Annotated in this window: 21 protein-coding genes and 1 tRNA gene; 11 read left to right on the top strand and 11 right to left on the bottom strand. The window is 57.2% G+C overall.

All coding sequences use genetic code 11. From position 1 onward, the window contains the following. Positions 1-170 precede the first annotated feature (170 nt). Positions 171-247: transfer RNA gene (locus ELY38_RS03530), tRNA-Met, on the bottom strand. Positions 248-523: 276 nt separating this feature from the next. Here ELY38_RS03530 and phbB point away from each other — a divergent pair. Then, complete coding sequence (phbB, locus tag ELY38_RS03525; RefSeq protein WP_127060108.1) at positions 524-1,270, top strand: acetoacetyl-CoA reductase; 747 nt, start codon at positions 524-526, stop codon at positions 1,268-1,270. A 118-nt stretch (positions 1,271-1,388) separates the two neighbouring features. Here the strand turns inward: phbB and ELY38_RS03520 are convergent, their stop codons facing one another. Then, positions 1,389-4,211, bottom strand: a complete 2,823-nt coding sequence (locus ELY38_RS03520) for a DUF349 domain-containing protein (RefSeq protein ID WP_127060107.1) — start codon at positions 4,209-4,211, stop codon at positions 1,389-1,391. A gap of 185 nt (positions 4,212-4,396) precedes the next feature. On the opposite strand from ELY38_RS03520, the gene minC reads away from it, so the two are divergent. The 4 genes from minC (at position 4,397) to sbcB (ending at position 7,977) form a co-directional block, all read left to right on the top strand. Then, positions 4,397-5,155 (top strand): septum site-determining protein MinC, encoded by a 759-nt coding sequence (minC, locus tag ELY38_RS03515; RefSeq protein ID WP_127060106.1) that lies wholly within the window; start codon positions 4,397-4,399, stop codon positions 5,153-5,155. A gap of 150 nt (positions 5,156-5,305) precedes the next feature. Further along, positions 5,306-6,124, top strand: a complete 819-nt coding sequence (gene minD / locus ELY38_RS03510; RefSeq protein ID WP_127060105.1) for a septum site-determining protein MinD — start codon at positions 5,306-5,308, stop codon at positions 6,122-6,124. Then, entirely contained in the window at positions 6,121-6,372 is a 252-nt protein-coding gene (gene minE, locus ELY38_RS03505; RefSeq protein ID WP_018918334.1) for a cell division topological specificity factor MinE, read from the top strand. The genes minD and minE overlap by 4 nt, the downstream gene beginning before the upstream one ends. Positions 6,373-6,483: 111 nt before the next feature. Beyond that, the gene (gene sbcB, locus ELY38_RS03500) at positions 6,484-7,977 is read left to right on the top strand and encodes an exodeoxyribonuclease I (RefSeq protein WP_127060104.1); all 1,494 of its coding nucleotides are present in this window, start codon (positions 6,484-6,486) and stop codon (positions 7,975-7,977) included. 15 nt (positions 7,978-7,992) lie between these two features. Here sbcB and ELY38_RS03495 read toward each other — a convergent pair whose 3' ends face one another. Continuing rightward, positions 7,993-10,845, bottom strand: coding sequence for an insulinase family protein (locus ELY38_RS03495; protein ID WP_127060103.1), 2,853 nt, complete (start codon positions 10,843-10,845; stop codon positions 7,993-7,995). Beyond that, on the bottom strand, positions 10,845-11,531 hold the full coding sequence (locus ELY38_RS03490; RefSeq protein ID WP_127060102.1) for an SOS response-associated peptidase: 687 nt from the start codon (positions 11,529-11,531) through the stop codon (positions 10,845-10,847). The genes ELY38_RS03495 and ELY38_RS03490 overlap by 1 nt, the downstream gene beginning before the upstream one ends. A gap of 189 nt (positions 11,532-11,720) precedes the next feature. On the opposite strand from ELY38_RS03490, the gene ELY38_RS03485 reads away from it, so the two are divergent. Further along, positions 11,721-12,335 (top strand): TetR/AcrR family transcriptional regulator, encoded by a 615-nt coding sequence (locus ELY38_RS03485; RefSeq protein WP_127060101.1) that lies wholly within the window; start codon positions 11,721-11,723, stop codon positions 12,333-12,335. Between the two features lie 53 nt (positions 12,336-12,388). After that, positions 12,389-13,000, top strand: a complete 612-nt coding sequence (locus tag ELY38_RS03480; protein WP_127060152.1) for a 1-acyl-sn-glycerol-3-phosphate acyltransferase — start codon at positions 12,389-12,391, stop codon at positions 12,998-13,000. On the opposite strand, the gene ELY38_RS03475 is transcribed toward ELY38_RS03480, so the two are convergent. Together ELY38_RS03475 and ELY38_RS03470 are read right to left on the bottom strand one after the other, a co-directional pair. After that, positions 13,001-14,278, bottom strand: coding sequence for an HlyC/CorC family transporter (locus tag ELY38_RS03475; RefSeq protein WP_127060100.1), 1,278 nt, complete (start codon positions 14,276-14,278; stop codon positions 13,001-13,003). Positions 14,279-14,539: 261 nt separating this feature from the next. Beyond that, positions 14,540-15,337, bottom strand: coding sequence for a cytochrome C assembly family protein (locus ELY38_RS03470; protein WP_127060099.1), 798 nt, complete (start codon positions 15,335-15,337; stop codon positions 14,540-14,542). A gap of 210 nt (positions 15,338-15,547) precedes the next feature. Here ELY38_RS03470 and ffh point away from each other — a divergent pair, with 210 nt between their 5' ends. Beyond that, positions 15,548-16,978, top strand: coding sequence for a signal recognition particle protein (ffh, locus tag ELY38_RS03465; protein WP_127060098.1), 1,431 nt, complete (start codon positions 15,548-15,550; stop codon positions 16,976-16,978). 69 nt (positions 16,979-17,047) lie between these two features. On the opposite strand, the gene ELY38_RS03460 is transcribed toward ffh, so the two are convergent. The 5 genes from ELY38_RS03460 to ELY38_RS03440 form a co-directional block, all read right to left on the bottom strand. Beyond that, the gene (locus tag ELY38_RS03460; protein ID WP_246009062.1) at positions 17,048-17,824 is read right to left on the bottom strand and encodes a metallophosphoesterase; all 777 of its coding nucleotides are present in this window, start codon (positions 17,822-17,824) and stop codon (positions 17,048-17,050) included. A 23-nt stretch (positions 17,825-17,847) separates the two neighbouring features. After that, positions 17,848-18,660, bottom strand: coding sequence for an ABC transporter permease (locus tag ELY38_RS03455; RefSeq protein WP_127060096.1), 813 nt, complete (start codon positions 18,658-18,660; stop codon positions 17,848-17,850). Further along, positions 18,657-19,538 carry an ABC transporter permease gene (locus ELY38_RS03450; protein WP_127060095.1) on the bottom strand — a complete coding sequence of 294 codons (882 nt, stop codon included), beginning with the start codon at positions 19,536-19,538 and terminating at the stop codon, positions 18,657-18,659. The genes ELY38_RS03455 and ELY38_RS03450 overlap by 4 nt, the downstream gene beginning before the upstream one ends. Positions 19,539-19,608: 70 nt before the next feature. After that, positions 19,609-20,742, bottom strand: coding sequence for an extracellular solute-binding protein (locus ELY38_RS03445; RefSeq protein ID WP_127060094.1), 1,134 nt, complete (start codon positions 20,740-20,742; stop codon positions 19,609-19,611). Further along, the gene (locus ELY38_RS03440) at positions 20,739-21,779 is read right to left on the bottom strand and encodes an ABC transporter ATP-binding protein (RefSeq protein WP_127060093.1); all 1,041 of its coding nucleotides are present in this window, start codon (positions 21,777-21,779) and stop codon (positions 20,739-20,741) included. Before ELY38_RS03440 ends, ELY38_RS03445 begins: the two co-directional genes overlap by 4 nt. A 194-nt stretch (positions 21,780-21,973) precedes the next feature. Here ELY38_RS03440 and ELY38_RS03435 point away from each other — a divergent pair, with 194 nt between their 5' ends. The 3 genes from ELY38_RS03435 to rimM all read left to right on the top strand — a co-directional run bounded on the left by ELY38_RS03435 (position 21,974) and on the right by rimM (position 24,148). Next, complete coding sequence (locus ELY38_RS03435) at positions 21,974-22,963, top strand: LacI family DNA-binding transcriptional regulator (protein ID WP_127060092.1); 990 nt, start codon at positions 21,974-21,976, stop codon at positions 22,961-22,963. Between the two features lie 350 nt (positions 22,964-23,313). Beyond that, a complete protein-coding gene (gene rpsP, locus ELY38_RS03430) occupies positions 23,314-23,562 on the top strand; it encodes a 30S ribosomal protein S16 (protein WP_009724081.1) in 249 nt (82 codons plus the stop codon). Positions 23,563-23,602: 40 nt separating this feature from the next. Continuing rightward, positions 23,603-24,148, top strand: coding sequence for a ribosome maturation factor RimM (rimM, locus tag ELY38_RS03425; RefSeq protein WP_127060091.1), 546 nt, complete (start codon positions 23,603-23,605; stop codon positions 24,146-24,148). Positions 24,149-24,167: the final 19 nt, after the last annotated feature.

Raw genomic sequence — 24,167 nt, 5'->3', positions numbered from 1 at the left:
TCTTTCGGTAACGGCTTTTTTGATGAAGATGGTAGCGGGGACCGCTGATCTTGAAATAAAAGCGAACCGATGACCTTCGGGTTATGAGCCCGACGAGCTTTGTTACGCTACGTTCGCTATTAAGCATAAAAAAAGCCGCTACCTTTCGGTGGCGGCTTTTTTATCGAAGATGGTAGCGGGGACCGGATTTGAACCGATGACCTTCGGGTTATGAGCCCGACGAGCTACCAGACTGCTCCACCCCGCATCAACGTGAGGCGTATTCTACAGACTTTTTGCGTCAGGTCAACCCTTGGTAGAAAACTACTTCCCAGAGGCTGATATTCATCGTGCTGCAATATAAGAAGAGTAAAGCTATGCTTTCAATAGTCATAATAAAAAGCTTACTGTCAGTAGGTCGCCTGACAATAAAAATGGCGGCGTACTGTGAGTAATACAAGCGCCTGGCGCTTATTCGAAATGGTTTGGCATGCCATAACAGTGCTTGCAGCCCAAGCCATTTGTCATATCAGGGAGGTAGTCAATGGCCAATCAAGTCCCCGTCGCCTGGGTAACTGGTGGAACTGGTGGTATTGGTACGGCAATTTGCCGTTCGCTGGCGGATGCGGGTTATTTGGTCGTGGCGGGATATAACAATCCCGACAAGGCCAAGACCTGGCTGGAAACCCAGCAAGCCGATGGATATCAAAACATCACAATTTTAGGGGTTGATCTATCAGACCATGCCGCTTGCCTGGAAGCCGCTCGTGAGATCCAAGAAAAGCACGGGCCGGTCAGCGTACTGGTTAACTGTGCGGGCATTACCCGCGATGGCACCATGAAGAAAATGGCCTATGAACAGTGGTACGAGGTCATTGATACTAATCTCAACAGCGTTTTCAACACCTGCCGCAGCGTGATCGAGATGATGCTCGAAAACAGCTATGGGCGCATTATTAACATCTCTTCCATCAACGGCCGTAAAGGGCAGTTTGGTCAGGTTAACTACGCCGCTGCCAAGGCGGGCATGCACGGCTTGACCATGTCGCTGGCCCAGGAAACGGCAACCAAGGGCATTACAGTCAATACCGTATCGCCGGGCTATATTGCCACCGACATGATCATGAAAATCCCGGAGCCGGTGCGCGAAGCCATTCGTGAAACGATTCCGGTAAAACGCTACGGTACACCCGAAGAAATTGGTCGGCTGGTCACCTTTCTTGCCGATAAGGAGTCCGGTTTTATCACCGGGGCGAATATCGATATCAATGGCGGGCAGTTCATGGGTTAGGCCTAGCCTGCCCTTCATGTCGATCCAGGGTTTCCTCATAAGGGAAAACGCAAAACGGGAGGCTATCTGCCTCCCGTTACGTTATGTCTCCTTAACCTATCTTTATCGCTGATACCGCTTAGGGGAGAGGGACTTCGGTCAGGTCGCTCAGTAAGCTGTTCAGCTCCTTCACTTCCTTTTCCCACTGTTGAGCAGGCATGGGGCCAAGGGCGAGCAGGGCGACCAGCACGTCAATAATTTCTTCGCTGTGACTGCGCTCCTGCCGAATGCCTTCGTTCAAGCGTTCAACCTGAATGGCCAGACGTAAGGGCTCATCACTTTGCCGTACATTACCGTTGGTTAACAGTGATAGGTAAACCCGCAGTCGGGCAAGCGCCTCGGCTAGGGCCGCCTGATCATCAGAGGAGAGCGGCAGCGTTGCTGTCTGGCGTTGACGATTGCGGGTGTGGTGCGCCTCCAGAAAAGGCTTGGGTAGCGGCGCGCTGACAATTTCAGCGGCGTCGATGGTTTCCACCCCTTCGCCGGCCAGGCAGCGCTGGTCGGCAGCCAGATGGGCGTCAACAAGCGGTAATACGCGCTGCCACTGTTGAACCGTATCGGCAATTTCCAAGCGGCTCAGGCGTTCGCGCCTGGCCCGTACGATACCGTTTAAACGCCGCTGCATTCCCTCGCTGCGTCGGTTTCTAGGCAGCGGCTCAAGCTGGCCGACTTGGCTCAAAAAACTCTCTAGCGTGCTGGCGTCATCTGCCGACGTTGGCTGCCAGCTATCCATCTGATCAATTACCGCTTGCAGTGAGTCCAGCTGCTGCTGTTGACGAGCTGCCTGTTCATTTTTGTGGGCATCACGTTGGGCAAATAGTTGATCACATTCATGCCGAAATGCCTTCCAAAGCGTCTGCTCTGCCCCCTTGGGTGCTCGGCCCAGCTGGCGCCAGCGCTGCTGGAGCTGCTTGGCATGGGCCGTGCGCTTGGTAAGCGGCTGTTGGTCATCACTGCGTAACGCCCGTACCTCTTCAATCAGGGCATGCTTTTGGGAGGCAATTTGTTCCGCCCGCAGGTCAATCAATGCCTGAAGCTGATGACGAATTTTGCCAAAACGCTGACCAACCGCTTCGGAGCGCTCGCGGGGAACCGGCGAGTAGTGGCGCCATTGGTGGCGGGCTTTGTCGCGAATTTCGCGCAGCACGTCGGGATCGGCGTTATTGGCGGGCTGGGCGAGCAGGGTTTCCAGCTGTTCACATAGCTGTTCCCGAGCGCGCAAGTTTTCCTCGCGCTCTTCGCCAAGCTGGTCGCGCCAGGGGCCGAGCCGTTCGTGTATCCGGTCCGAGGCGGCGCGAAAGCGCGCTGATTGCTCGCGGTTGGCCGCCGCATCGCCCAGCGATTTCCATTCCTTGACTAACTGGCGGTGGTGACGGTCAAGAGCAGCCTCGGCCATGTGCTGATCATTGGCTAGCGTTTCAATGCTTGAGCACAGCTGCTCGCGCTTTGGTCCGGCAACAAAGCCGCGCCAGTCGCGTAGTTCGGCAAGGCGTGCACCCAAGTGTTTCAAACGCGTCTTCAGCGGCTTGGCCTCAGGTGTTTTCAGGGCTTCAATCTGAGGCTTCAGGCGCTGATGTAGGCGGCTGGCGCTCTTGAAACTGCCATGTTCCAGCAGGTGCTCGAAGCTGTCGAGTTCCGCGTCAAGCGTATCTAGCGAAACTGTTGCATCAACGCTATCGCTGACCGCTGACGTTTTAACCTCGGCGGCCAGGGTCGCCTGGGCACGCTGAATCAGGGGCGGCGGGGTAAGCGTGTCCGGCCAGGCGCACTCTTTTAACAGGCGAACCATGACGCTGTGATCGTGATCCGCCAAGGCCTGTTCAAGTGCTGTGCTGATGGCTTGCCAGCGTTGCCAGGCATCCAGGCACTGCTCGTACTTCACAATCACCTGAGAATAGCGCTGGCGGGCGGATTCGCTGGGTAGGTGTAAATCGGAAAGTGCCTGCCAGCGCTGGCTAAGCAGCTGATGTTGTGCGCGCAAGCTGTCGATATCCTGGACGGTAAGCTTATCAGCATGGTGCAGGCCGTTAAGCGTTTCTTCCAATCCTTCAAGCAATTGATCACGCGTTGTCTCGGCTTCAGCCCGGCGAGCAAGGCTTTGCTGGCGGGCCTGTTCTTGAGTTTCATGATCGTGGAGTGTCTTGCGACAGCCCAGCACCGCCTGATGGAAGCGCTGCTCCTGCTCGGGGCTGGGCGGATGGGAGAGATTTTTCCACTCGCGCTCCAGGTGCCGGAAGCGGCCTCCATACAGCGGCTCCCAAGGCGCACGGGCATGCTGTTCTAGCTGTTGTAAAAGCTGTTCACGCTGCTGTTGCTGGCGGGCTAACCACTCAGCATCGGTGCGCTGCTGACTCAGTTTTTCACGGGCAATACGCACCACATGGCGGTCCCGGCGAGCTTCCTTCAGCAGCTGCTTGAGGCTCTCTTCATTCTCCAGATGCTCGGCAGCGCGATGACGGACCGTGGCAACACCGTTATGGCAGGCCTGCTTGATCAGGTCGTGGTCATCAGTCAGTCGAGTAAGAGCTGCCAAACGCAGGTTAAGATTGTCGCCCTGCAGGGCAATGGCATTGAGCAGACGGGTATCGTCCAGGCTTTCTACAAGTGCCTGACGCTTATGCAGGTCCGTATTGCCTTCTGCTCCGCTAAGCCGCTGACACACGGCGCTGAACCAGGCCTCCTGCTGACTATGTTCAGGGTAAGCCTCAACTAAGCCCTGCACATCATCCAGTGCCAGAAGAGCCGCTAGGCGAATATTTTCATCGCTATCGTGAGCGAGGGCTTGCAGCGCTTCGCGCTGCTCTGGCTGATCAGGATCAAGCCGTGTGAGGGCCTGCTGGCGCACCTCAGGGTCGGGGTGCTGCCACCGGGGGGCGAACAGGCGTCTTAACAGTCCGTGCATGGATCATCCTGCGATTAGGTACGTAGCATGAAAAAAATCAGCGGTTGTTGAACAGGCGGTTGCAGTCACCGGCGCTGTCGCTTAGCTTTGCCTTATTGAGGTGTGATAGAAATTGATTCTTCACACTAAAAGGCGCCCAATTGGGCTACCTTTATCTTACCTGAACATGACATGGAGTTTCGGCTATGAGCCTCAACGCCGATAGTGCCAACGTGGCGTTTACCTTCAAAGGCGGCATGCTGCCGATGACCGTCATGGAATTAACCAGTGCCGACCCCGAGCATATCCGGCGGCAGCTGGCCGGTAAACTGTCTCAATCTCCTGCGTTCTTTCAGCATACACCGGTTGTGCTTAGCGTGGAAAAGCTTGATGAACCGCATCTAGCGCTAGAAAGAATATGTGCCGTTTGCCGGGATCACAAACTGTTGCCGGTAGCAGTACGCGGTGGTTCTGAGCCTGTGCGTCAGTCGGCCTGGGCGTTGGGGCTTGGCTGGTTTGCGCCCGTTGAAGAAAGCCGGGCCAGAACGCTTGAAAGCGTAAGCCGTACACCTGAGCCTGCTGGCGATGAGGCATCGTCTGTGAGTGCCGCTGCGCCTGGGGAGGTAGATCGTCGTGCGGCCACGCGCCTTTTTCGTGGCACTGTCCGCTCAGGCCAGCAGGTCAGTGCCTCTGATGGCGACTTGATCGTGATTGGCGCAGTAAACGCTGGCGCCGAAGTGCTGGCTGCAGGCAGCATCCATGTGTACGGCGCCCTGCGTGGGCGGGCGCTGGCGGGCATTCATGGCAATACCCATGCGGGTATTTACTGTCGCGAACTTGAAGCGGAGCTTTTATCCGTGGCAGGAAACTACAAACGCATGGAAGATATTGACTCACAGCTTTTAGGCTGTGCTGCAGAAGTTCATTTTACAAAAGAACAGCTTGAAATTAAGCCGCTGGGCTGATGACGCAAGCCCAGCGTGCATCCATGCTTAATGCTTAGCGACGCTGCGTTGTCTATCCGCTACAGTAGAGCATATTTATAACATTGACGTTCCCGTTATTCGTTCAGCGTCCTGCGCTCGCGATGAGCGATTTCAAGAAGGAAGTGAATCTTGGCTAGAATTATAGTTGTGACCTCAGGTAAAGGGGGGGTCGGTAAAACCACTAGCGCTGCTGCGATTTCAACCGGACTTGCGCTGCGTGGGAAAAAAACCGTAGTTATCGATTTCGATGTAGGCCTTCGTAACCTTGATTTGATCATGGGATGCGAGCGCCGGGTGGTGTATGACTTGGTTAACGTGATTCAGGGCGAGGCAGGTCTTAATCAGGCACTGATCCGCGACAAGCGCGTGGAAAATCTTTTTATACTGCCAGCATCACAAACCCGGGATAAAGATGCGCTGACCCAGGAAGGGGTGGCGGAAATTCTGGAAAAACTCAAAGAGGATTTTGACTTTATTATCTGTGATTCACCCGCCGGTATTGAGCGTGGCGCCCAGCTTGCTATGTACTTTGCCGACGAAGCGATTGTCGTTACCAACCCTGAAGTCTCATCGGTGCGCGACTCTGACCGTATTTTGGGGCTTTTGGCGTCAAAAACTCAGCGTGCTGAGCGGGGCGGCGATCCGATCAAAGAGCACCTGTTGATTACCCGCTATAATCCTGAGCGAGTGACCACAGGCGATATGCTGACCCTTGAAGACATTCGGGAAATTCTCTCCGTCCACCTGCTGGGCCTGATTCCTGAATCTGAAGCGGTGCTGCGCGCATCCAACCAAGGGGTGCCGGTAACTCATGATGCATCCAGTGATGCGGGTCAAGCCTATAGTGACACGGTATCGCGTCTGTTGGGTGAGGAGCTCCCGCTGCGTTTTCATGAAGTGCAGCGCAAAGGTCTGCTAAGCCGCATGTTTGGAGGTAGCCGTCGATGAAACTACTGGAGTTCTTGAAGCGTGAGCGCAAGAAATCCGCCTCGGTGGCCAAAGAACGGTTGCAAATCATCGTGGCGCATCAGCGCAGTCAGCGTGGACAACCTGACTACATGCCGCTGCTTGAGCGCGAACTTTTAGAAGTCATTCGTCGTTATGTGCATGTTGACGACAACGCTATCCAGATATCGCTGGACAGTGAAGATAACTGCTCGGTGCTTGAGCTGAACGTGACGCTGCCGAAAAGCTAATCACACAGTCACACCGAGGTGTGGCAACAGGCAGCGCCAGACAGGTAGCGGCGGGATAGGCCCCGGGTGTGCTAGGCTTGGTGTTTTTGCTGTCCTGCGGAGTGCTTGTTCATGGCGCCATCCAATGCCGCCCCAGCCAGTTTCTTATGGCACGATTACGAAACGTTCGGGGCCGATCCGCGCCGGGATCGGCCTGCTCAATTTGCCGCTTTGCGAACTGATGCAGATCTAAACGAGATCGGTGAGCCCATTGAGCTTTACTGCAAGCCGGCAGATGACTATCTGCCGCATCCTGCCGCCTGCCTGATTACCGGTATCACGCCGCAAAAAGCCCAGCGTCATGGCCTGCCGGAAGCGCAGTTCGCAAGCGAAGTGCAGCGTTATATGAGTGAGCCCGGCACTTGTGTGGCAGGTTATAACAGCCTGCGTTTTGATGACGAAGTCTCTCGCCACCTGTTTTACCGTAACCTGCTGGACCCCTACGCCCGCGAATGGCAAAACGGCAACTCCCGCTGGGACTTGATCGATGTGGTGCGGGCGTTTTATGCCCTGCGTCCCGACGGTATCGAGTGGCCGCTCAGAGAAGACGGCGCCCCGAGTTTCAAGCTTGAGCATTTGACCAAAGCCAATGGCATCGAGCACGAGGGTGCTCATGATGCGGTCGCTGATGTACGGGCAACTATTGCCCTGGCTCGGCTTTTAAAGGCACGCAACCCCAAACTGTTTGATTACCTGTTAGGCCTGCGCGGCAAGCGCGCCGTGGCCCAGCAGCTGGATTTGCCGAATGCCAAGCCGCTTTTGCATATCTCACGTCGCTACCCGGCCAGCCGCGGCTGTAGTGCCCTGGTAATGCCCTTGGCTGAGCATCCTACCAACCCTAACGGCGTGATCGTTTACGATCTAAGCGTTGCCCCCGACGACCTGTTGACGCTAACGGCCGAGGAGATACGCGAACGTGTGTTTGTCAGTCAGCAGGATCTGGCTGAGGGGGAAGTGCGCGTTCCGCTGAAGGTGATTCACATCAACCGTTGCCCGGTTATTTTTCCCGCCAGCGTGCTCAAGGATATCGATGGCCCGCAAAAAGGGGAGTACGGCGCGATAGTCGAGCGCCTGGGGTTGGATATCGTTACCTGCCGCCAGCACTGGAAAACTCTGCGCGACGCAAGCGGTGTGGCGGCCAAAGTGGCTGAGGTCTTTAAGGTCGGCTTTGAAGAGAGCCCACAGGATCCTGATCTGATGCTCTATAGCGGCAGCTTCTTTTCGGCCGCGGACCGACAACAGATGGATCGCGTGCGCGAAATGGACCCCTGGGACTTGGTGGGGCAGCGGTTTGCCTTTCAGGATGTGCGTTTGGAAGAGATGCTGTTCCGCTATCGGGCACGCAGCTACCCCGATACCCTGGAAGGGGAAGAGCGTGAGCAGTGGGAGGCGTTTCGCTGGATGAGGATCAATGACCCGGCGCTTTCCGGCTTTACGCTCAAGGCGTTTGCCCGAGAGATTGAGCGCTATAACCAGCAAATGCTAAGCGACCGCGAGCGGCAGATTCTGGAAGAGCTAGTGATGTTTGTTGAAGCCATGATGCCCGCCCAGGCATTTGATGCCTGAGCGGACGGTAGCCGCTTACGGATTGGCTGTTTTAGCTAGCGGGGTAAGCGCTTCGCGGTAGGGAGCCACGTTGCTTGGCGTGTCTCCTGGGTTATAGCGTACGTCAAGCTGGTGGCTCTGCAGTGCAGGCCATGCCGCCTGAATATCTGCCACGCTGACCTCTAGCGCCAGATTGGCAAGCATTTCCCGACGGTCGAAGCGGATGTCAGAAAGCGCGGTGGCCTGCCAGTAGCGGTTTGCCATGCCCGCCAGGCTGGTGTCGCGCTGGCGCAGGCGGTCGTGAACGGCCTGGCGGTAAGGGGCCAGCGCTTCATCGTCCAGCTGGCCAAGTTCTTGGCCAGCGCTTTCCAGAAACGCATCCATATGCTCGGCTATCTCGTCACTCTCTACATCCGGCGACTGAACCAGCAGGGCGATGCCGGGTGCCTCCAGTATGGGTGAGTAGCCCGCATTGACGATATAGCCCAGCTGCTCTTCGGTGCGCAGCTTCTGGTAGAAGGGCGTTTCCAGCCACTGGGCGATGACATTGATCACCGCCTGTTCCTTGGCGGTTTGGTCGCGCCCCTGCAGATAGCGCAGCACCAGCGACTCCTCACGAGTGCTTTGCGGGTTAAGAACATTTGGCATGTCACCGATGGCAAGCGGCGTCAGTTCGGGAATGTCTGCACGCGTCAGACGTGGGCGCAGCTTGTTGCGCATGATATCAGCCTGCTCGCGGGCCAGGTCGGCATCCAGGTTGCCCACGGCCATGGCATCGGCGTAAAGCCCGCTCAAGAAACGTTTACGGAAGTCTTCCAGATGATGACGCTCCATGCGCTGGCTCGCTGCCAGAAGTTCGGTGGTTGACCATTGCGGTGTCAGCAGTGCTTCACCCAGCGTGCGGCTTGCCTGACCTGAAAGCGATGATTGCGGCGCATTGCGCCACTCCCGCTGCAACTGGTAGCGCACGCGCTCAAAGGCGCGCTCACTGATATCCGCTGTTTTGAGCTGATCTAGCGCCTGCTCAATCAGCGGCGTCTGTCCATCGCGCCAACCTGAAAACGACAGTGTCACGCCACGTGCGTGCGGATAGGCACTAAACGATTGCCCAGCCAGCCACGCGGGGTAAAGCGATGCGTTCAGGCTGTCGTTGAGCCAGCCCGCCAACAATCGGGTAAGCACCACTTCTTCGGCGGAGTAGCTGGCATCGGGGTACTGCAAGCTCAGGCGCCACTCAACGCTTGGGGTGTTAAAGCGCGAATCCTGCATATGCCAGACGTTAAACGAGGGTGTGTCGATCAGCTGGCTCGGGCGCTCATCCTGGCCTTCCAACAGCGTCAGGTCGCTGGCGATAAACGGGTTGGGCTCGGGTAGGGTAAGGCCGCCAAGTGCCTTTCCAGCCTGTGCTGGGGGCTGCTCGCGCCATTGGGTGTTGAACCAAGGGGAAATCGCCTCGCTTTCAATATCCGGCGCGGAGTAGAAGCGCAGCATGTTGTCAGGAGTCAGGGCATCCAGATAAACCTGCTGGCGCTCGGTATCCGGGGCATTCATTCGATACGCGGCATACTGCACGTCTTCCACCGGGTAGCGCGACAGATTCATGGAAAGACGGGTAGCTTCCTGTTGGGGCGCGCCGTGCTGCTGAAAGCGAAAGGCCTGCTCGTTAAGATCGCGCTGCTCGTCATAGCGCCAGTCCTCCAGGCCCTGGGTGCGAATCTGCTCAATGGCGGCAAACAGTGTGGCCTGAATATCGTCCAGCCGCTCGGCGCCAGCCGGTGTCAGGCTAATAGATACGGTAAATAGAGCATCGTTACCGTCGCTGCGTCCCACACCTGCTGAAAGGCCATCGGCCAGGCCAGCATCACGCAGTACGGCCAGCAGGCTACCATTCCCTTCATCGCCCAGAAGATGTGAAATCAGTTGGGTAGGTTTGGTGCGGTACTCGTCGGTCGGGTCGGGGATAGGAAAGTAGAAGCGCAGCTGGCGGCGGTCCTGGAGCGACTGACGTTCGATATAGCGGGGGAGCGTAGCAGTATCGACCAGCGGTGCATCAATCGTGGGGACATCCAGACCGTTGTCAGGAATATCGGCAAAGTTTTCAACCACCCACCCTTCCAGCGTATCTAGGGGTTGGGGGGCGACAATAGCCAGGTTCATCACGTTGGCATCGTAGTGGTCATGATAAAAATCGATAACTCGCTCGCGTAGTGTTGCCTCGCCTTCCGGCGGATTGGCGAGCGTCTCGCGGCTGCCTACGGCAAAGCCGGTAGTGGTATTGTCAGGATTAAGTAGTTGATTAAGAACGTCGTTTTCACGTCGGGACTCATCGCGAATGCGCGCCATGTACTCGGAGTGAACGATATTGCGCTCGCTCTCCAGTTGGTCGGCATTAAACAGCGGCGAAAGGAAAAATTCGCTAAACCGTTCAAGCGCGCCGGGCAGAGCGGAAGGCTCTATATCAAAAAAGTAGTTGGTATCCTGCTGGGCCGTGAAGGCGTTGTGCGAACCCGCATGGTCGGAAATATAACGCTGATAGGCATCCGAGGCCGGGTAGGGTTCGGTGCCCAGAAACAGCATATGTTCAAGAAAATGAGCCAGCCCTTGCAGGTCGTCAGGGTCTTGGGCGCTGCCTACGCGCACGTTCATCGAGGCGGCCGCCTTGTCGGCTTCAGGGTCACTGACCAGCAGTGCCTGTAGGCCGTTTTCAAGTGTCAGTACCCGGTAGTCGCGGCTATCAAACGGACTAGCGATCGGTGTCACTACTTCCTCTACCGGGTCGTTACTTGCCGCCAGGGCACTGGGGGAGAGCCAGAAGGCACTAAGGGTCGCGGCTATGGCCAGGGGCGGATAAAAAGCGTGTTCAGAAATGACACTCTTGGGTTGTAACATCATGGCTCCTGTGAAGTGGTCCATTGCAACATTGGCCCGACAGGGTGGGCGCAAGCGGCTGACTGGTAGGCAGGGTTATTGACATGCTTAGATACCGGGAAAGCGCCTAACAGTTCCAGCGGGGCAGGCATTAACAGAGCATTGACATCCTCAATCGGGCTGTCCGGATCAAGCCATGTCGCCAGGGCGTGCTGAGGAATCACGACCGGCAGTCGGTCGGTAAGCGGGGCAAGGCAGGCGTTGGCCGACACACTAATCAGCGCGGTCGAGTCGGTAAACGCAGTGAGTGTGGTGTGGTAGCGGCACCATAACGCCCCGAGCAATAAAGGCGCGCGGCTCACGTGAGTCACCAGGTAAGGCTGCTTGCTGCGCGGCATTACCTTCCAGATATAAAAGCCGCTAACCGGTATCACGCAGCGCCTGGCCTGAAAGGCTTCATGGAACATGGCCTTAGAGCCGAGCGTTTCGGCTCTTGCACAGTGGGGCGCATGATCCAGCACATTAAGCCACGGTGGCGTCAGCCCCCAAAAAAGCGATTCAAGCTGATAACTGCCCTGCGCCAGACGGATAGCCGATACCGGCTGGCGAGGTGCCAGATTGGGCGATTCGACCGGCGGCGATTGAACCTTGAGCGAGGGCATAAGACGCTTAAGCGATAGGTTTTGCACATGTAGGCGTCCCGTCATGCCTGTCTCCTTCAGCAAAATCGGCACAATCATGTCACGAGAGAAAGAAAGGCGCACAATAATGCACGAAATGTGGTGCTTTAGTATCGAAAACAGTGTTCGATGTAAGGTATCCTATATTACCCCTTGCTCCCGCTAAAGCGCGGTGGGGCAATCTTTCCTGTTTGCCGTTGACCTGAAGAGATCGCCATGGCTCGTCCTAGACAGCATGCGCCCGATGCCCTCCATGCCCAGGTCATGCGCGCTTGTGATGACTGGCTGGCCAAGCAGCCAGTCCATGGTTTATCACTGCGCGCCCTGGCTAGAGAGGTCGGCTGTGCGCCCAGCACGCTGCTGAAACTTTATGGCAGCTTTAATAACTTGTTGCAGCACGTCAATGTCGAAACGTTGGCCGGTTTGCAGCATACCATCACATCGCTTGCCGAGGACGCTCCAGAGCCTTGGCTGCGTTCGCTGGCACATGCGTATTGGCATTTTGCTGAGCAGGACTGTTACCGCTGGCAGCTTCTATTTGATTACCCCTTGGCCCAGGAAGGTGAGCTCGATCAGCGTCAAAGTGACTTGATCGAGGCGCTGTTTACCCAAGTGGAAACATCGCTTAAAGAGTATCAGCCAAGCCTGGATGATCTGGAGGCGCGCAGGCTCGGGCGTACGCTGTGGGGTAGTGTTCATGGGCTTGTGCAGCTAGGCTTGAACGAACGCCTGGGCTACTGGCAAGGACAGCAACTAAAAGTGGATGAGCTTTTGGATCAATTGGTAAGCACGGTGCTGGCGGGCCTTCGGCACCGGGGGCTTGCAACGTGAGATGGTGGTTGAAAGGGATTCGCCATGTGCTGCGGGGCCTGATTTACCTGGCCATGCGGCTGTGCTATCGCTTGCGCATCCACGGTCGCCACCATATTCCTAGGCAGGGTGCGGCATTAGTAGTATGTAACCATGTCAGCTTTATGGATGCATTGGTGCTGGGCGGCGCCAGCCCACGTCCTTTGCGGTTTGTAATGGATCAACCTATTTTTGATTCGCCGGGTCTCAAGTGGTGGTTTCAGCTGGTCGGCGCAATTCCTATCGAATCCGAACGCCGCAGCCCTGGCGCCCTACGCCGCACGCTGGATGACATCAGTCGAGCGCTTCAGCACGGTGAGGTGGTCATGGTGTTCCCCGAAGGGCGACTGACCCCAAATGGTGAAATTCATACGTTCCGACGCGGCCTGGAAACTATTTTAGCGCGGGATGATGTACCGGTTATCCCGGCCGGGCTGGCGGGGCTCTGGGGGTCTTGGACCTCCCACTACGGTGGCAAGGCGCTAAAGAAATGGCCAAGCCGCTTTCGGGCACCGGTCAGTCTGCACTTCGGTCCCGCTATCGATATGCAGGACTTGGACGGGGTGGCGTTACGCAGCTATCTGGAAAGCCAGGTACGGATGTTGAAGGCGGCAGCCGATAACGATATCGGCCACCCATCAGCCTGATTAAACGCGTCGAGGCAGGCGAATCTTTTGCCAACAGCGGGCGGAAGTAATCAGGTTTTCGCGGATCTCGAGAATTTCCATGCGCGTATTGCCGATCTGCAGACAGGCAGGGCCGTCAGGAAAGGCTTCGAGATGTTCAAGAATCAGCCCGTTCAGCGTTTTTGGCCCATCGGTAGGTAGGTGCCAGCTGAGCATCTTGTTGATCTCACGGATATTGGCCGTACCTTCGATGACATGGCTGCCGTCATCCTGCTGATGAATCTCATCATCTTCGGATACATCCGTGGTGAACTCGCCCACAATCTCTTCCAGAATATCCTCAAGTGTTACGAGCCCTTCGACATCGCCATACTCATCGACAACGATACCGATACGCCGCTTCTGCTTTTGAAAGTTGAGTAGCTGGGTATGTAGCGGTGTGGATTCGGGAATAAAGTAGGGTTCGCGAGCCTCCTGGACGATGGCCGCCTTGGTGACTTCAGCGCGGGATAGAAAGCGTGCGGCGTTGCGCAGGTGCAGCATGCCGATGATGTTGTTGATATCGCCTTTATAAACGGGCAAACGCGTATGCTGGCTGGTGCGAATCTGGGTCAGGATATCTTCAAGGGAATCGTCCAGATCAATCCCCAGCACCTCGTGGCGAGGTACCATAATGTCATTAACCGTGACATTCTCAAGATCAAGAATCGACAGCAGCATCGCCCGGTGGCGGTAGGGAATCAGCGTGCCTGCCTCATGTACCACAGTGCGCAGCTCGTCGCGGGTCAGGTTATCGCCACCATTCTCCACGCTTTTCACGCCGAGTATTCTGAGCAGGCCGTTCGAGATCATGTTGACCAACCATACCAGCGGATAGAGTAGCTTTAAAAGCGGCTCCAGCGCCATGGAGGTAGGGTAAGCGATGCGCTCGGGTTTAATCGCCGCGTAGGTCTTGGGCGTGACTTCGGCAAAAATCAAAATGGTGATGGTCAAAAGAGCGGTCGAGATAGCCGGCCCTGATACTTCACCGAAAAAGTGAATGGCAATAATGGTGGCAATCGAGGCGGCCAGATTATTGACGAAGTTATTGCCAATCAGGATAACGCCGATCAGGCGGTCCGGCCGCGTCAATAGGCGCATGACCCGTTTGGCGCGCCGGTCACCGCTGTTGGCCTGATGGCTCAGGCGGTAGCGGTTGATCGACATCATGCCGGTTTCAGAGCTGGAGAAGAAGGCAGACAGTAGTACCAGTAAGCCCAGCAGGCCAAACAGTAATCCCAGAGGGAAGTCATCGCTCAAGTCGAAAATTCCTTTATGCCGTATCAAGCTCGATTTGTAGAAGTTAGGGGGGTGGCGTGTCAAGACCACCATGGCCGCGTATACAGATTAAGCTTTGTCCAAAAACTGCTTGCGCTCGCTCATACTGCGTTAAAAATCGGCTCGGGCGCGAGTCCGATCAAAGCACTCATTTACACTCTGTAAACTTGCGCGTGAGCCCGGTGCGTTTTTCGCTGATTTTTGCCTTGTCTGATCTTCGCTCACCGACTTTTCGTGCAAACCTTACCGATTGAGCAAAATCTCAAGCACGAACTTGCTGCCAAAATAGGCCAGTATCAGAAGCGCACAGCCGCCCAGTGTCCAGCGCACTGCGCGCATGCCGCGCCAGCCGAAACGGTAGCGGCCTATCAACAGCGTAGTGAAGATAATCCAGGCGCCCAGCGATAGAACGGTTTTATGTAGCAAGTGCTGGGCGAAAATATTATCCAGAAAGATAAAACCGCTCACAATCGAGAGGGTCAGCAGCAAAATGCCCGCCCATACCAGCTCGAACAGCACGCGCTCCATGGTGGTCAAGGGTGGTAGCGACTGCACAATGCCGCGGATATGATGATGGCGTAGTGCCTGATTTTGCAGGCCAACGAGGATCGCCTGAACGGCGGCAATGGCCAGCATGGCAAAGGCCAGCGCCGAGCTGATAGCATGTAACAGAATGCCTGGCGTAAGCCCGGTGTGGCTTGTATGGCTGGGCAGCCAGGTTGCGGTAATCAACGCCACTCCGGCCAGCGGAAACAGCACAATGCTGGCGTTGAGTACCGGCTTGAAAAGACTCGCAATCAGTAGCACATTAACCGCTACCGCCATGAATAGCGTCGCGCTGGTGGTAAACCCGGGCAACAGGCCGGGAGCCTGGCCCATCAGTTTGACCACTACCGGAATGTGCAGCAGTAGTCCCAACGCGCCGAGCACGCGCACCATGCTCTGACGAGGCGGCACGCGGCGAAAAAGGGTCATGCCCTGCCAAATGGCAGCAGCGACATAAAGTACAAAAGCGATCGTGGCGAAAGGCAGCGCCTGCATGATGCGATCCGTGCGCGCGTTTCGCGCGTTGCAGTGAAAAATAGTCAAGCTAAAGTGTATGACTACTATAACCAATCGAAGCCGTATCGCACAGCCATCGTTAGCCCGCGCGGACAGCCATGGAGACTCAAGGCGTGAGCGCGTATAATCCTTGCACATCAGTCCAGGGGCGTAGGCGCCCGGCGACAGCGACGGAGGCAGAGAGGCCCCATGTTCCAGAATCTCAGTGAGCGTCTTTCCCAGACGTTGAAGTCGATCAAGGGTCAGGCACGCCTGACCGACGACAATATTAAAGATACCCTGCGCGAAGTGCGCAAAGCGCTGCTTGAAGCCGACGTAGCGCTGCCGGTAGTCAAAGCCTTTATCGAGCGCGTGCGCGAGCGGGCGGTTGGTCAAGAAGTCTCCAAGAGCCTGTCGCCCGGCCAGCAGTTCGTCAAGATCGTTCAGCAGGAGCTTGAGACGATCATGGGCGAGGCCAACGAAGGGCTGGCCCTTAAAGGTTCGCCTGCGATCGTGCTGATGGCTGGTTTGCAGGGGGCGGGTAAAACCACCTCGGTTGCCAAGCTTGCCCGTTATCTGCGTGAACGCGAGAAGAAAAAGGTTCTGGTCGTCTCGGCAGACGTTTACCGCCCGGCGGCAATCGATCAGCTGGAGATGTTGGCCCGCGAGGTCGAGGTCGACTTCTTCCCCTCGCGCTCTGACCAGAAACCGGTAGATATCGCCGAAGCGGCGATCAAGCACGCCAAGATCCAGTTCCACGATGTGGTACTGGTGGATACCGCTGGTCGTCTGGCAATTGACGAAGCGATGATGGCGGAAATCCAGGCGCTGCATAAAGCCATTGCGCCTCAGGAAACGCTGTTTGTCGTCGATGCGATGACTGGTCAAGACGCTGTCAATACGGCGAAAGCGTTCCACGATGCGCTACCGCTGACCGGGGTTATTCTGACCAAGGCCGACGGTGATGCCCGCGGCGGTGCAGCGCTGTCGGTGCGTCACATTACCGGCAAGCCGATCAAGTTCATGGGGGTGGGCGAGAAGGTCGATGCCCTTGAGCCTTTCCACCCGGACCGCGTCGCGTCGCGTATCCTCGGTATGGGCGACATGCTGTCGCTGATTGAGGAAGCCGAGCGCACAGTAGACAAGGATAAGGCCGCCAAGCTTGCCAGCAAGGTTAAAAAAGGTGACGGCTTTGACCTTGAAGACTTCCGCGACCAGCTTCAGCAACTCAAGAAGATGGGCGGCATGGGCGGTCTGCTAGGCAAGCTGCCCGGCATGGGACAGATGGCGGAGATGGCTCAGGGCCCCGGCCCTGAAAAGGAGCTGGGCAAGCTTGAAGCGCTGATCAACTCCATGACGCCCAAGGAGCGCCGCGCGCCGGACATCATTAATGGCTCGCGCAAGCGCCGGATCGCGGCCGGTGCTGGCCTGCAGGTGCCTGACCTGAACCGTCTGCTCAAGCAGCACAAGCAGATGCAGAAAATGATGAAGAAAGCCGGCAAGAAAGGCGGTATGCAAAAAATGATGCGCGGCATGTCTGGCATGATGGGCGGCGGCGGTGGCCCTGGTGGTCCCGGCGGCATGGGCGGCCCGGGTGGAATGGGCGGCATGGGTGGCCCCGGTGGCTTGCCCTGGCGCTAGGTTTACGCTTTAAAGGCAGACGTTGAATGCTCTGCCTCTCTGGAAGCCAGCACCATTCGGTGCTGGCTTCTACGTAATATGGCGCAGGTGAACCAGCACGCTGCCGTCTGGCTGGCAGCAGTGTAGCGGGTAGCAGTAGCTGACGTTGTGTTCGATGGGGGTGGCCGCGCTGCCGGGCACCAGGTTGTACTGAAAAGCCGGGCTGCCAGCGATGGCCCCATAGTGCGGACCCCATTGGGTATGCAGGGGTTGGTGGATATGCCCGCATAGGATGCGTTTGGGCGAAGCGTCAATAATCTGCCTAAAGCGCTCCCGGCCCTCAATCAGACTGTAAGCGTCCCAGTGGGGGTTGCCCGTCATGAAAGGCGGATGATGCATGACCAGAAAGGTAAGCGGCTGTGCCTTTCGAAGCTCGCCCTCTAGCCAATTCAGTCGTTCTCTGCACAGCGCTCCCTGAGGTTTGCCGACGATAACCGAATCCAGGCCTAATAACGTCACACCGTTGATATTCACTCTCGAGTGCAGAAATTTCCCCTCCTGTAACCCCACAAGCCAGCCGCCCAGCACGCGGCGCATCGCCTCTCGCCGATCGTGGTTGCCGGGCACCGCCATGATCGGCATCGGCAATGGGGTCAGCAACTGGCGGATCAGTTGGTAGTCATCGTCCGTACCGCCGTCGGCCAGATCACCACTGATCACCACCAAGTCCGGCCGGGGCTCAAGGCTAAGCAGATCGCTTACGATCTGCTCCACGATATAGCGGATATCAGGAGGAGCCTGGCCGGTTTCGGAGCGCTCGGTATAAAGATGTAGGTCGGATAAGTGGGCAATCAGCATTAACGTCATACTCAAAAGGGTGAAGCCAGCTTCTAGCGACCAACGCGCGCCAGCACGTCGGCTTTCAGGAAACGCTCGATTACCAGCATGAAACCTACTGAAGGAATCAGCAGAATCAGGGCGGTAATCGCGGCGACCTGATAGTTGCCGCCCATGGAGGCGTTGAACATTAAAAGCGGCAGCGTGGTGATCTCCGGCGCGCCCACAAAGAAGGTGCCGGTAAATTCGTCGATACTGTCGAGGAACACGAAAATTGACGCGGCCAGCAGGCCGGGCAGGGCCTGGGGTAGGGTGATGTCGGTAAAGCTGCGCAGGGGCGAGGCGCCCAAGTTGCGCGCCGCTTCTTCAAGAGAGCGATCCACCGCAGAGAACGCCGCGGTGGCAATCCACACGGCATACACAAGGCCGGGCAACGAGTGTACCAGCACCACGCCCACCAGCGTGCCGTTAAGCCCCCACTGGTAAAAAATCGCTGCGATGTTGACGAAGATCGGCAGGTTGGGAAACGCCTGGGGCAGAAGAAACAGCAGCATGATCACGCTGCGCGCGGGCAGCGCCTGGCGGGCCAGGGCATAACCGGCGGGAATGGCCAGCGCCATGGAAAGAAGGACGGCCGCGCAGGCCACCAGTACGGTATTGAAAAGCGAGGTCCACGCACCCGCACGGGGGCGGAATACGCGCTCCCAGAAGGAAAAGCCCCAGCCGGTAGGCAGCCGGTTGGGGTAGAACCACTGCTCGGCAAACGTCCACATGGCAAGGTTCAACAGCGGCCCAAACACAATAAAAGCGACCAGGCCCAGTACAACACCCAAGGCGAGTGGGGAAAGCAGCTTGGAAATCGTCATGCGGTAGCCTCCCGGCGAAGGGTCAGGCGCAAGTAAATCCACGCTGTCACGGCGGTCAGCGCGTAGGAGAAAAGCCCCAGCGCGTTGGCGATGCCGTAGTCGCCGTAGTAGGTGATGCGGTGAGCCATCATCGACGTCATCATGGTGGGATTGCCTGCAATCAGCATCATCGGCACTGACAGCGCCGAGAGCATGGCGACTAGCGATAGAATCAACCCCACCCAAAGCGAAGGGGCTGCCAGGGGTAATATAATCTCGAACAGACAGCGCAAACGGTTGGCGCCGACATTGCGCGCGGCTTCAATATGGCTGCGGTCAATGGCCGCCATGGCGCCCGCCAGCAATAGCGTGACAAACGGGATCTGCTTCCAGGCGAACGTGAGTACCAGGCCTCGCCAGTCAAGAAAGCTCTGGGCGCTGTTTGACGCCATCAGACCCGTTTCCACCAGCACGTTATTCATCATGCCATTGGTGGCCAGAAACGAGCGGGCGATCTGCCCTGTGACCACAAAAGGAATAAACAGCGGCCAGCGGTAAAGCCAGCGCAACAGGCGGACCGCCCAAGGAGTGGTGCCCAGCACCAGATAGCCCGAAATCGCGATGGAGATGGTTGCGATGAGCGCAAGCGACGCTGATGCCACGCCTACTGAGAACAGCATGTCGCGGCCATAAAGTGAAAACGCGCGCACCACATGATCGGTGGTCCAGACGCCGCTGCTATCACGAAAGGCGGTGACCAGCGAACGGGCCAGGGGCAGCGCATACAACAATATAATGGCTGTTAGCGCGGGCAGAACCAGCAGCATACCCAGGCTTATCCGGGGCAGCCGCCTGCTCGGTACTGCCAGTGAGTGGGCTTGAGAGGACGACGTCGACATGAAGACTTTCCGTAATAAAGGAGGGCATGAAGCCCTCCAAAAGGGGTCATCGCGAGTTTTGCCTAGTCATTTAGTGGCTGACATGGCTTTCGTAGGCTTCCAGAATGGCGCGGAAGTAGTCGGCTTGTGGCATGGAAAAACCACGCTCGGCAAGCGTTTCTGGCGATACATCCGAATAAAGTTGCGCCCACTGCGCGTCGCTTAGCTCATCGCGCACATGCTCGGCATCAATGCCGGGGAACCAGTTGAAACGGCCAACAATACCTTCCGCCTGAACTTCGGGGCTGGTGGCCAAAGCGATAAACTCGGCGGCAAGCTCAGCATGCTCTGCGCGTTCGGGAATCACGTAGTACATCGGCTGGCCCGGCATGCCGGGTTCCAGCAGCATCAAGCGAAAGTCAGGGTTAAGCCGACCATCGGCCATCCAGGTGTAGTACATATCCATCCATACCGGTCCCATGGCGATTTCGCCACGGTTCATGGCGTCCATGGTGCCTGCATTGCCGGGTGTCATGGTGACGTGCTGATTGAAGGTGCGCAGCTGATCAAGCGCCGCTGTCCAGCGCTCAGGAGCGTCCTCTTCCCAAGGGCCGTTCTGGAGCGTATCAGCCATATCAGTAAAGGCGTACATCCAGCCAAACACAAAACCAACACCCGCCATGCCCCCGGTGATGCCGTTATAGCCAAACTGGCCTGGGTGCTCTTTGACCCATTCGGCAAGTGCTTGATAGCTTTGCGGCGGCTGTTCAAGCAGTGCCGGGTTATAGGCGATGGCAATCTGGCTCTGGAACATGGGCATCACATAGCCCTCTACATCCACCCCCAGTGCATTGCGCGCGCTGTCAGCGCTCGCCAGTGAGCCGGTTCCAAGGCCCGCGGTATAGCGGCTCAAAAGGCCTTCCTGGGTCATTTGCCCGGCCATGCGCTGGTGAATGACCGCTACGTCCACGCCCCAGGTTTCGCTTTCGCGCTGGGCGCTCAATGTCTCATAAATGGCCTGGCTGCCGGCGTCTCCTGGGCCGGTGCCGAGCGCGCGAACGCGAACATCTGGATGTTCGGCCTCAAAACGTGGGGCGAGAAACTCGTTGATATACTCGACCATATTGTCATCGCCCGCCGTAAACACGTTAAGCGTTGTAGTGGCCATGGTGGGTGCGGCGATGGCACTGGTCATCAGGCCAAGCGTAAGGGCTAGGGGTTTCATGCGATATCCTCGTGTCGATCAAGTGGCGGCAGATGCCGGTCATCCGGCCCGAAAGGAATCAGAGCCGACTCGGGCACCTGAAGAACGGCAAAGGTACCCAATGTGATAGGCGAGGTGGCTGTGGCGAAGAGCTCGGCCTCGTTTGTGTCCAGCGAGATTTGATAGCCGTCACCGGTGTACACACACTCCGTGACACGCCCCTTGCGGGTAAGCGTTGCCGAGCACAAGGGTTCGTTAATGCGTGCATCGCGAGTGCGAAAGCCGAAGGTGGCAGCGCCGCTGGCCACCGCGGGATCCTGTTTATTACGGGTGACGGTGTTGTCGACACCAAGAAAACGCGCCACGCCAAGATCGGCCGGTTGCTGATAAAGCGTTTGTGGGGCGGCGATCTGAACTGCCTTGCCCGCACGCATCAGCACGATCTGGTCGGCCATCTGCAGGGCCTCCTCCTGATCGTGAGTCACCATAATGGTGGTAATGCCCAGAGATTTTTGCAGGCGGCGGAGTTCGCTGCGCAGGCTGCGCCGAATAGCGGCATCCAGATTGGAAAGCGGCTCGTCCAGCAGCAGTAGCGGTGGGTCGATAATAAGGGCGCGGCCTAACGCGATTCGCTGGCGCTGTCCGCCGGAGAGCTGGGTGACCGCACGACTCTCGAAACCGCCCAGTTCCAGGCGTTCAAGCATCGCGGCCACTCGCTGCTTGCGCTCAGCGCGGGGTACGCCGCGCAGCTTCAGGGGGTAGCCCAGGTTGTCGCCCACGCTCATATGGGGCCACAGCGCGTAAGACTGGAATACCATCGCCGTATGGCGCTTCTCGGGTGGTAAATGGGCAATCGAACGCGCACCCAGGCGTATATCTCCCTGGCTCAATGGTGTGAAGCCAGCAATGGTTCGCAAAAGCGTGGTCTTGCCGCAGCCGGAGGGCCCCAGGAGACAGGTAAAGCTTCCTGGCGATACATCAAGGTGAATACCGTCAAGAATGCGTTGTTGCCGGAGGTCGACCGTCACGTTATTGAGGGTCAGCGCTTCAGTGCTCATTGACTGGCTCCATGATTTTTCGCGATTTTGAAAGCGCGTGCAAAAATGTTGATGGGATAATCCTAGAGCGCCTCTATGACGCTTTGATGTCCGTTTTAAAACCCTTTAAAGGCCATAAAGAAATGCTAGGATGGCGGCGTTATCAGGTTAAGAGAGCGCTGAAGCATGTTTGAAATAGCCAGAGCCGGTCGGGTATGCCGATGCGCGTAACCGCCGATGATGTCGCCAGAGCCGCCGGGGTATCGCGCGCCATGGTGTCGCGTGCCTTCACGCCTGGAGCCTCGGTGTCGGCGAAAAAACGCGAGCACGTGCTGGCGGTGGCGCAAGCGCTTGGCTATCGGCCCAACCTGATCGCCCGTGGGTTGACTGGCCAGCGTACCGGACTGATTGCGGTGGTTGTGGGCGAAATATCCAGACCTTATGAAGCCTGGCTGCTGGAACACCTTGCCCAGGCATTAAGCGCTCACGGCTATCAGCCGCTGCTGTTACCCATGTTCAAGGATGCCAGCCTGATGGAAATGCTCGACCACGCGCTGGCGTACCAAGTGGATGGCGCAATTGTCGCTGCAGGTTCGGTCAGCCGAGAAGTGGCGGACCGGTGTCGCGCCTCGGGGGCGCCGCTTGTGTTGATTGGCCGGGTGCTTGAAAAAAGTGAAGCCGACGCGGTGTGTTGTGACAACAGCAAAGGTATGCGCCTACTGGTCGACCGGCTTGTTCAGCAGGGCAGACAGCGTATCGCCTGGCTGGGCGGCACGCTGGATACGTTCTCTGACCAGGAGCGTCGGCTGGGTGTCGAACAGGCGCTGACGCATCATGGGTTAGCGCTGACGGCACAGCGCCGAGGGGATTTTTCGTTGCACAGCGGCGTGGAGGAGGGTGGAAGGCTATTGGATGCTGGCCTGATGCTTGATGGCATTATATGTGCCAATGACGCCATGGCGCTGGGTGTGGTCGAAGCGGCCGCGCAGCGGGGCATCAAGGTGCCGGATGAGGTGGCAATTACCGGGTTTGATGATGTGCCGGGAGCCGCCTGGGGGCGCTGCCCGCTAACCACAGTACGCAATCCGGTGCGTGAGACGGCGCTGGCGGCGCTGCGCCTGCTTGATGCCCGGCTACAGACTCCCGCCCGCGCAACACAGGTTATTAGAGTGGGCGTGACACTGGTTGAGCGCGCCAGTGCCTAACTGCAGTCAATAATAGCCGCGACTGCAACCGCCTATATAAAGTGGCTTGTTTATACTCCTCTGGTTGACGTCGTTAGGCGAATGCGGCGGTTGACGTAATGTGAGTTTTCTGGCTGTCAGGCTTTCCAATTCGGGCACATTTGCGTAGAATGCGGCCTCTTCATGCGTGGGTGTTGGCAAAATATGCGCAAGCATTGCCGTCACATCCGGTCGTGAAGGCCTTAAAATGATACAAAGCAACCACTTATCTTTGAGTGAGCGGCGTATCAAGAAAACAGTATGATGAGTGTTCTGGTGGCGGTTTGCGCTATTTTCCACTCTCGTAACCTCAACCGAAGGATAGTTATCGTATGGTTACCATTCGTTTGGCACGTGGTGGCGCCAAGAAGCGTCCCTTTTACCACCTGACTGTTACCGACTCGCGTAACGCCCGTGACGGCCGTTTCATCGAGCGTATTGGCTTCTTCAACCCGGTTGCCCGTGGTCAGGAAGAGCGTCTGCGCGTTGATCTAGAGCGTGTTACTCACTGGCAGAGCCAAGGCGCCCAGCTGTCTGGTCGTGTTGCTGAGCTGGTTAAAGAAGCGCGTAAACAGGCCTAAGCCTGTTCGCTTGAGCCTGATGTTGTAGTCGAGGTCGTCGATGACGCGTTTAGAAACAAGCCATACTGACGACACGCATGTGGTGTTAGGCAAGCTGACTAGCCCTCACGGGGTGAAAGGTTGGCTCAAGGTGTATTCCTACACCAACCCCATGGACAGCATTCTGGACTACCCCGAATGGTGGGTGCGCAAGGGGGAAACTCTGACGCCCATGACCATTGTTCAGGGACGTCGGCAGGGCAAGGGCCTTGTAGTGCAATTGAAAGGCGTGGATGACCGGGATGCGGCTGAAACACTGGCCCAAACGGATATCGTACTGCCCAAGAGTGCACTGCCCGCGCTTGCAGCCGATGAGTATTACTGGCATGAGCTTGAAGGCCTGGCTGTTTTCACTCAAGCCGGCGAGCGGTTGGGACGGGTAAGCTACCTGTTTGAAACCGGCGCCAACGATGTCATGGTGGTTCGCGGTGATGAGGACGCAATCGACAAACGCGAGCGGTTGCTCCCGTTTTTGCCTGATGATGTGATTGTTGAAATCAGCCTTGAAGATGGCCGTATGGTCGTTGACTGGGATCCTGAGTTTTGAATAATGACACAACTCCCGA

Source organism: Vreelandella nanhaiensis (assembly GCF_003990185.1).
GTDB classification, from domain to species: domain Bacteria; phylum Pseudomonadota; class Gammaproteobacteria; order Pseudomonadales; family Halomonadaceae; genus Vreelandella; species Vreelandella nanhaiensis.
Note: the sequence above shows the minus strand (reverse complement) of the source record. Positions and strands in the feature narration are given on the sequence as shown.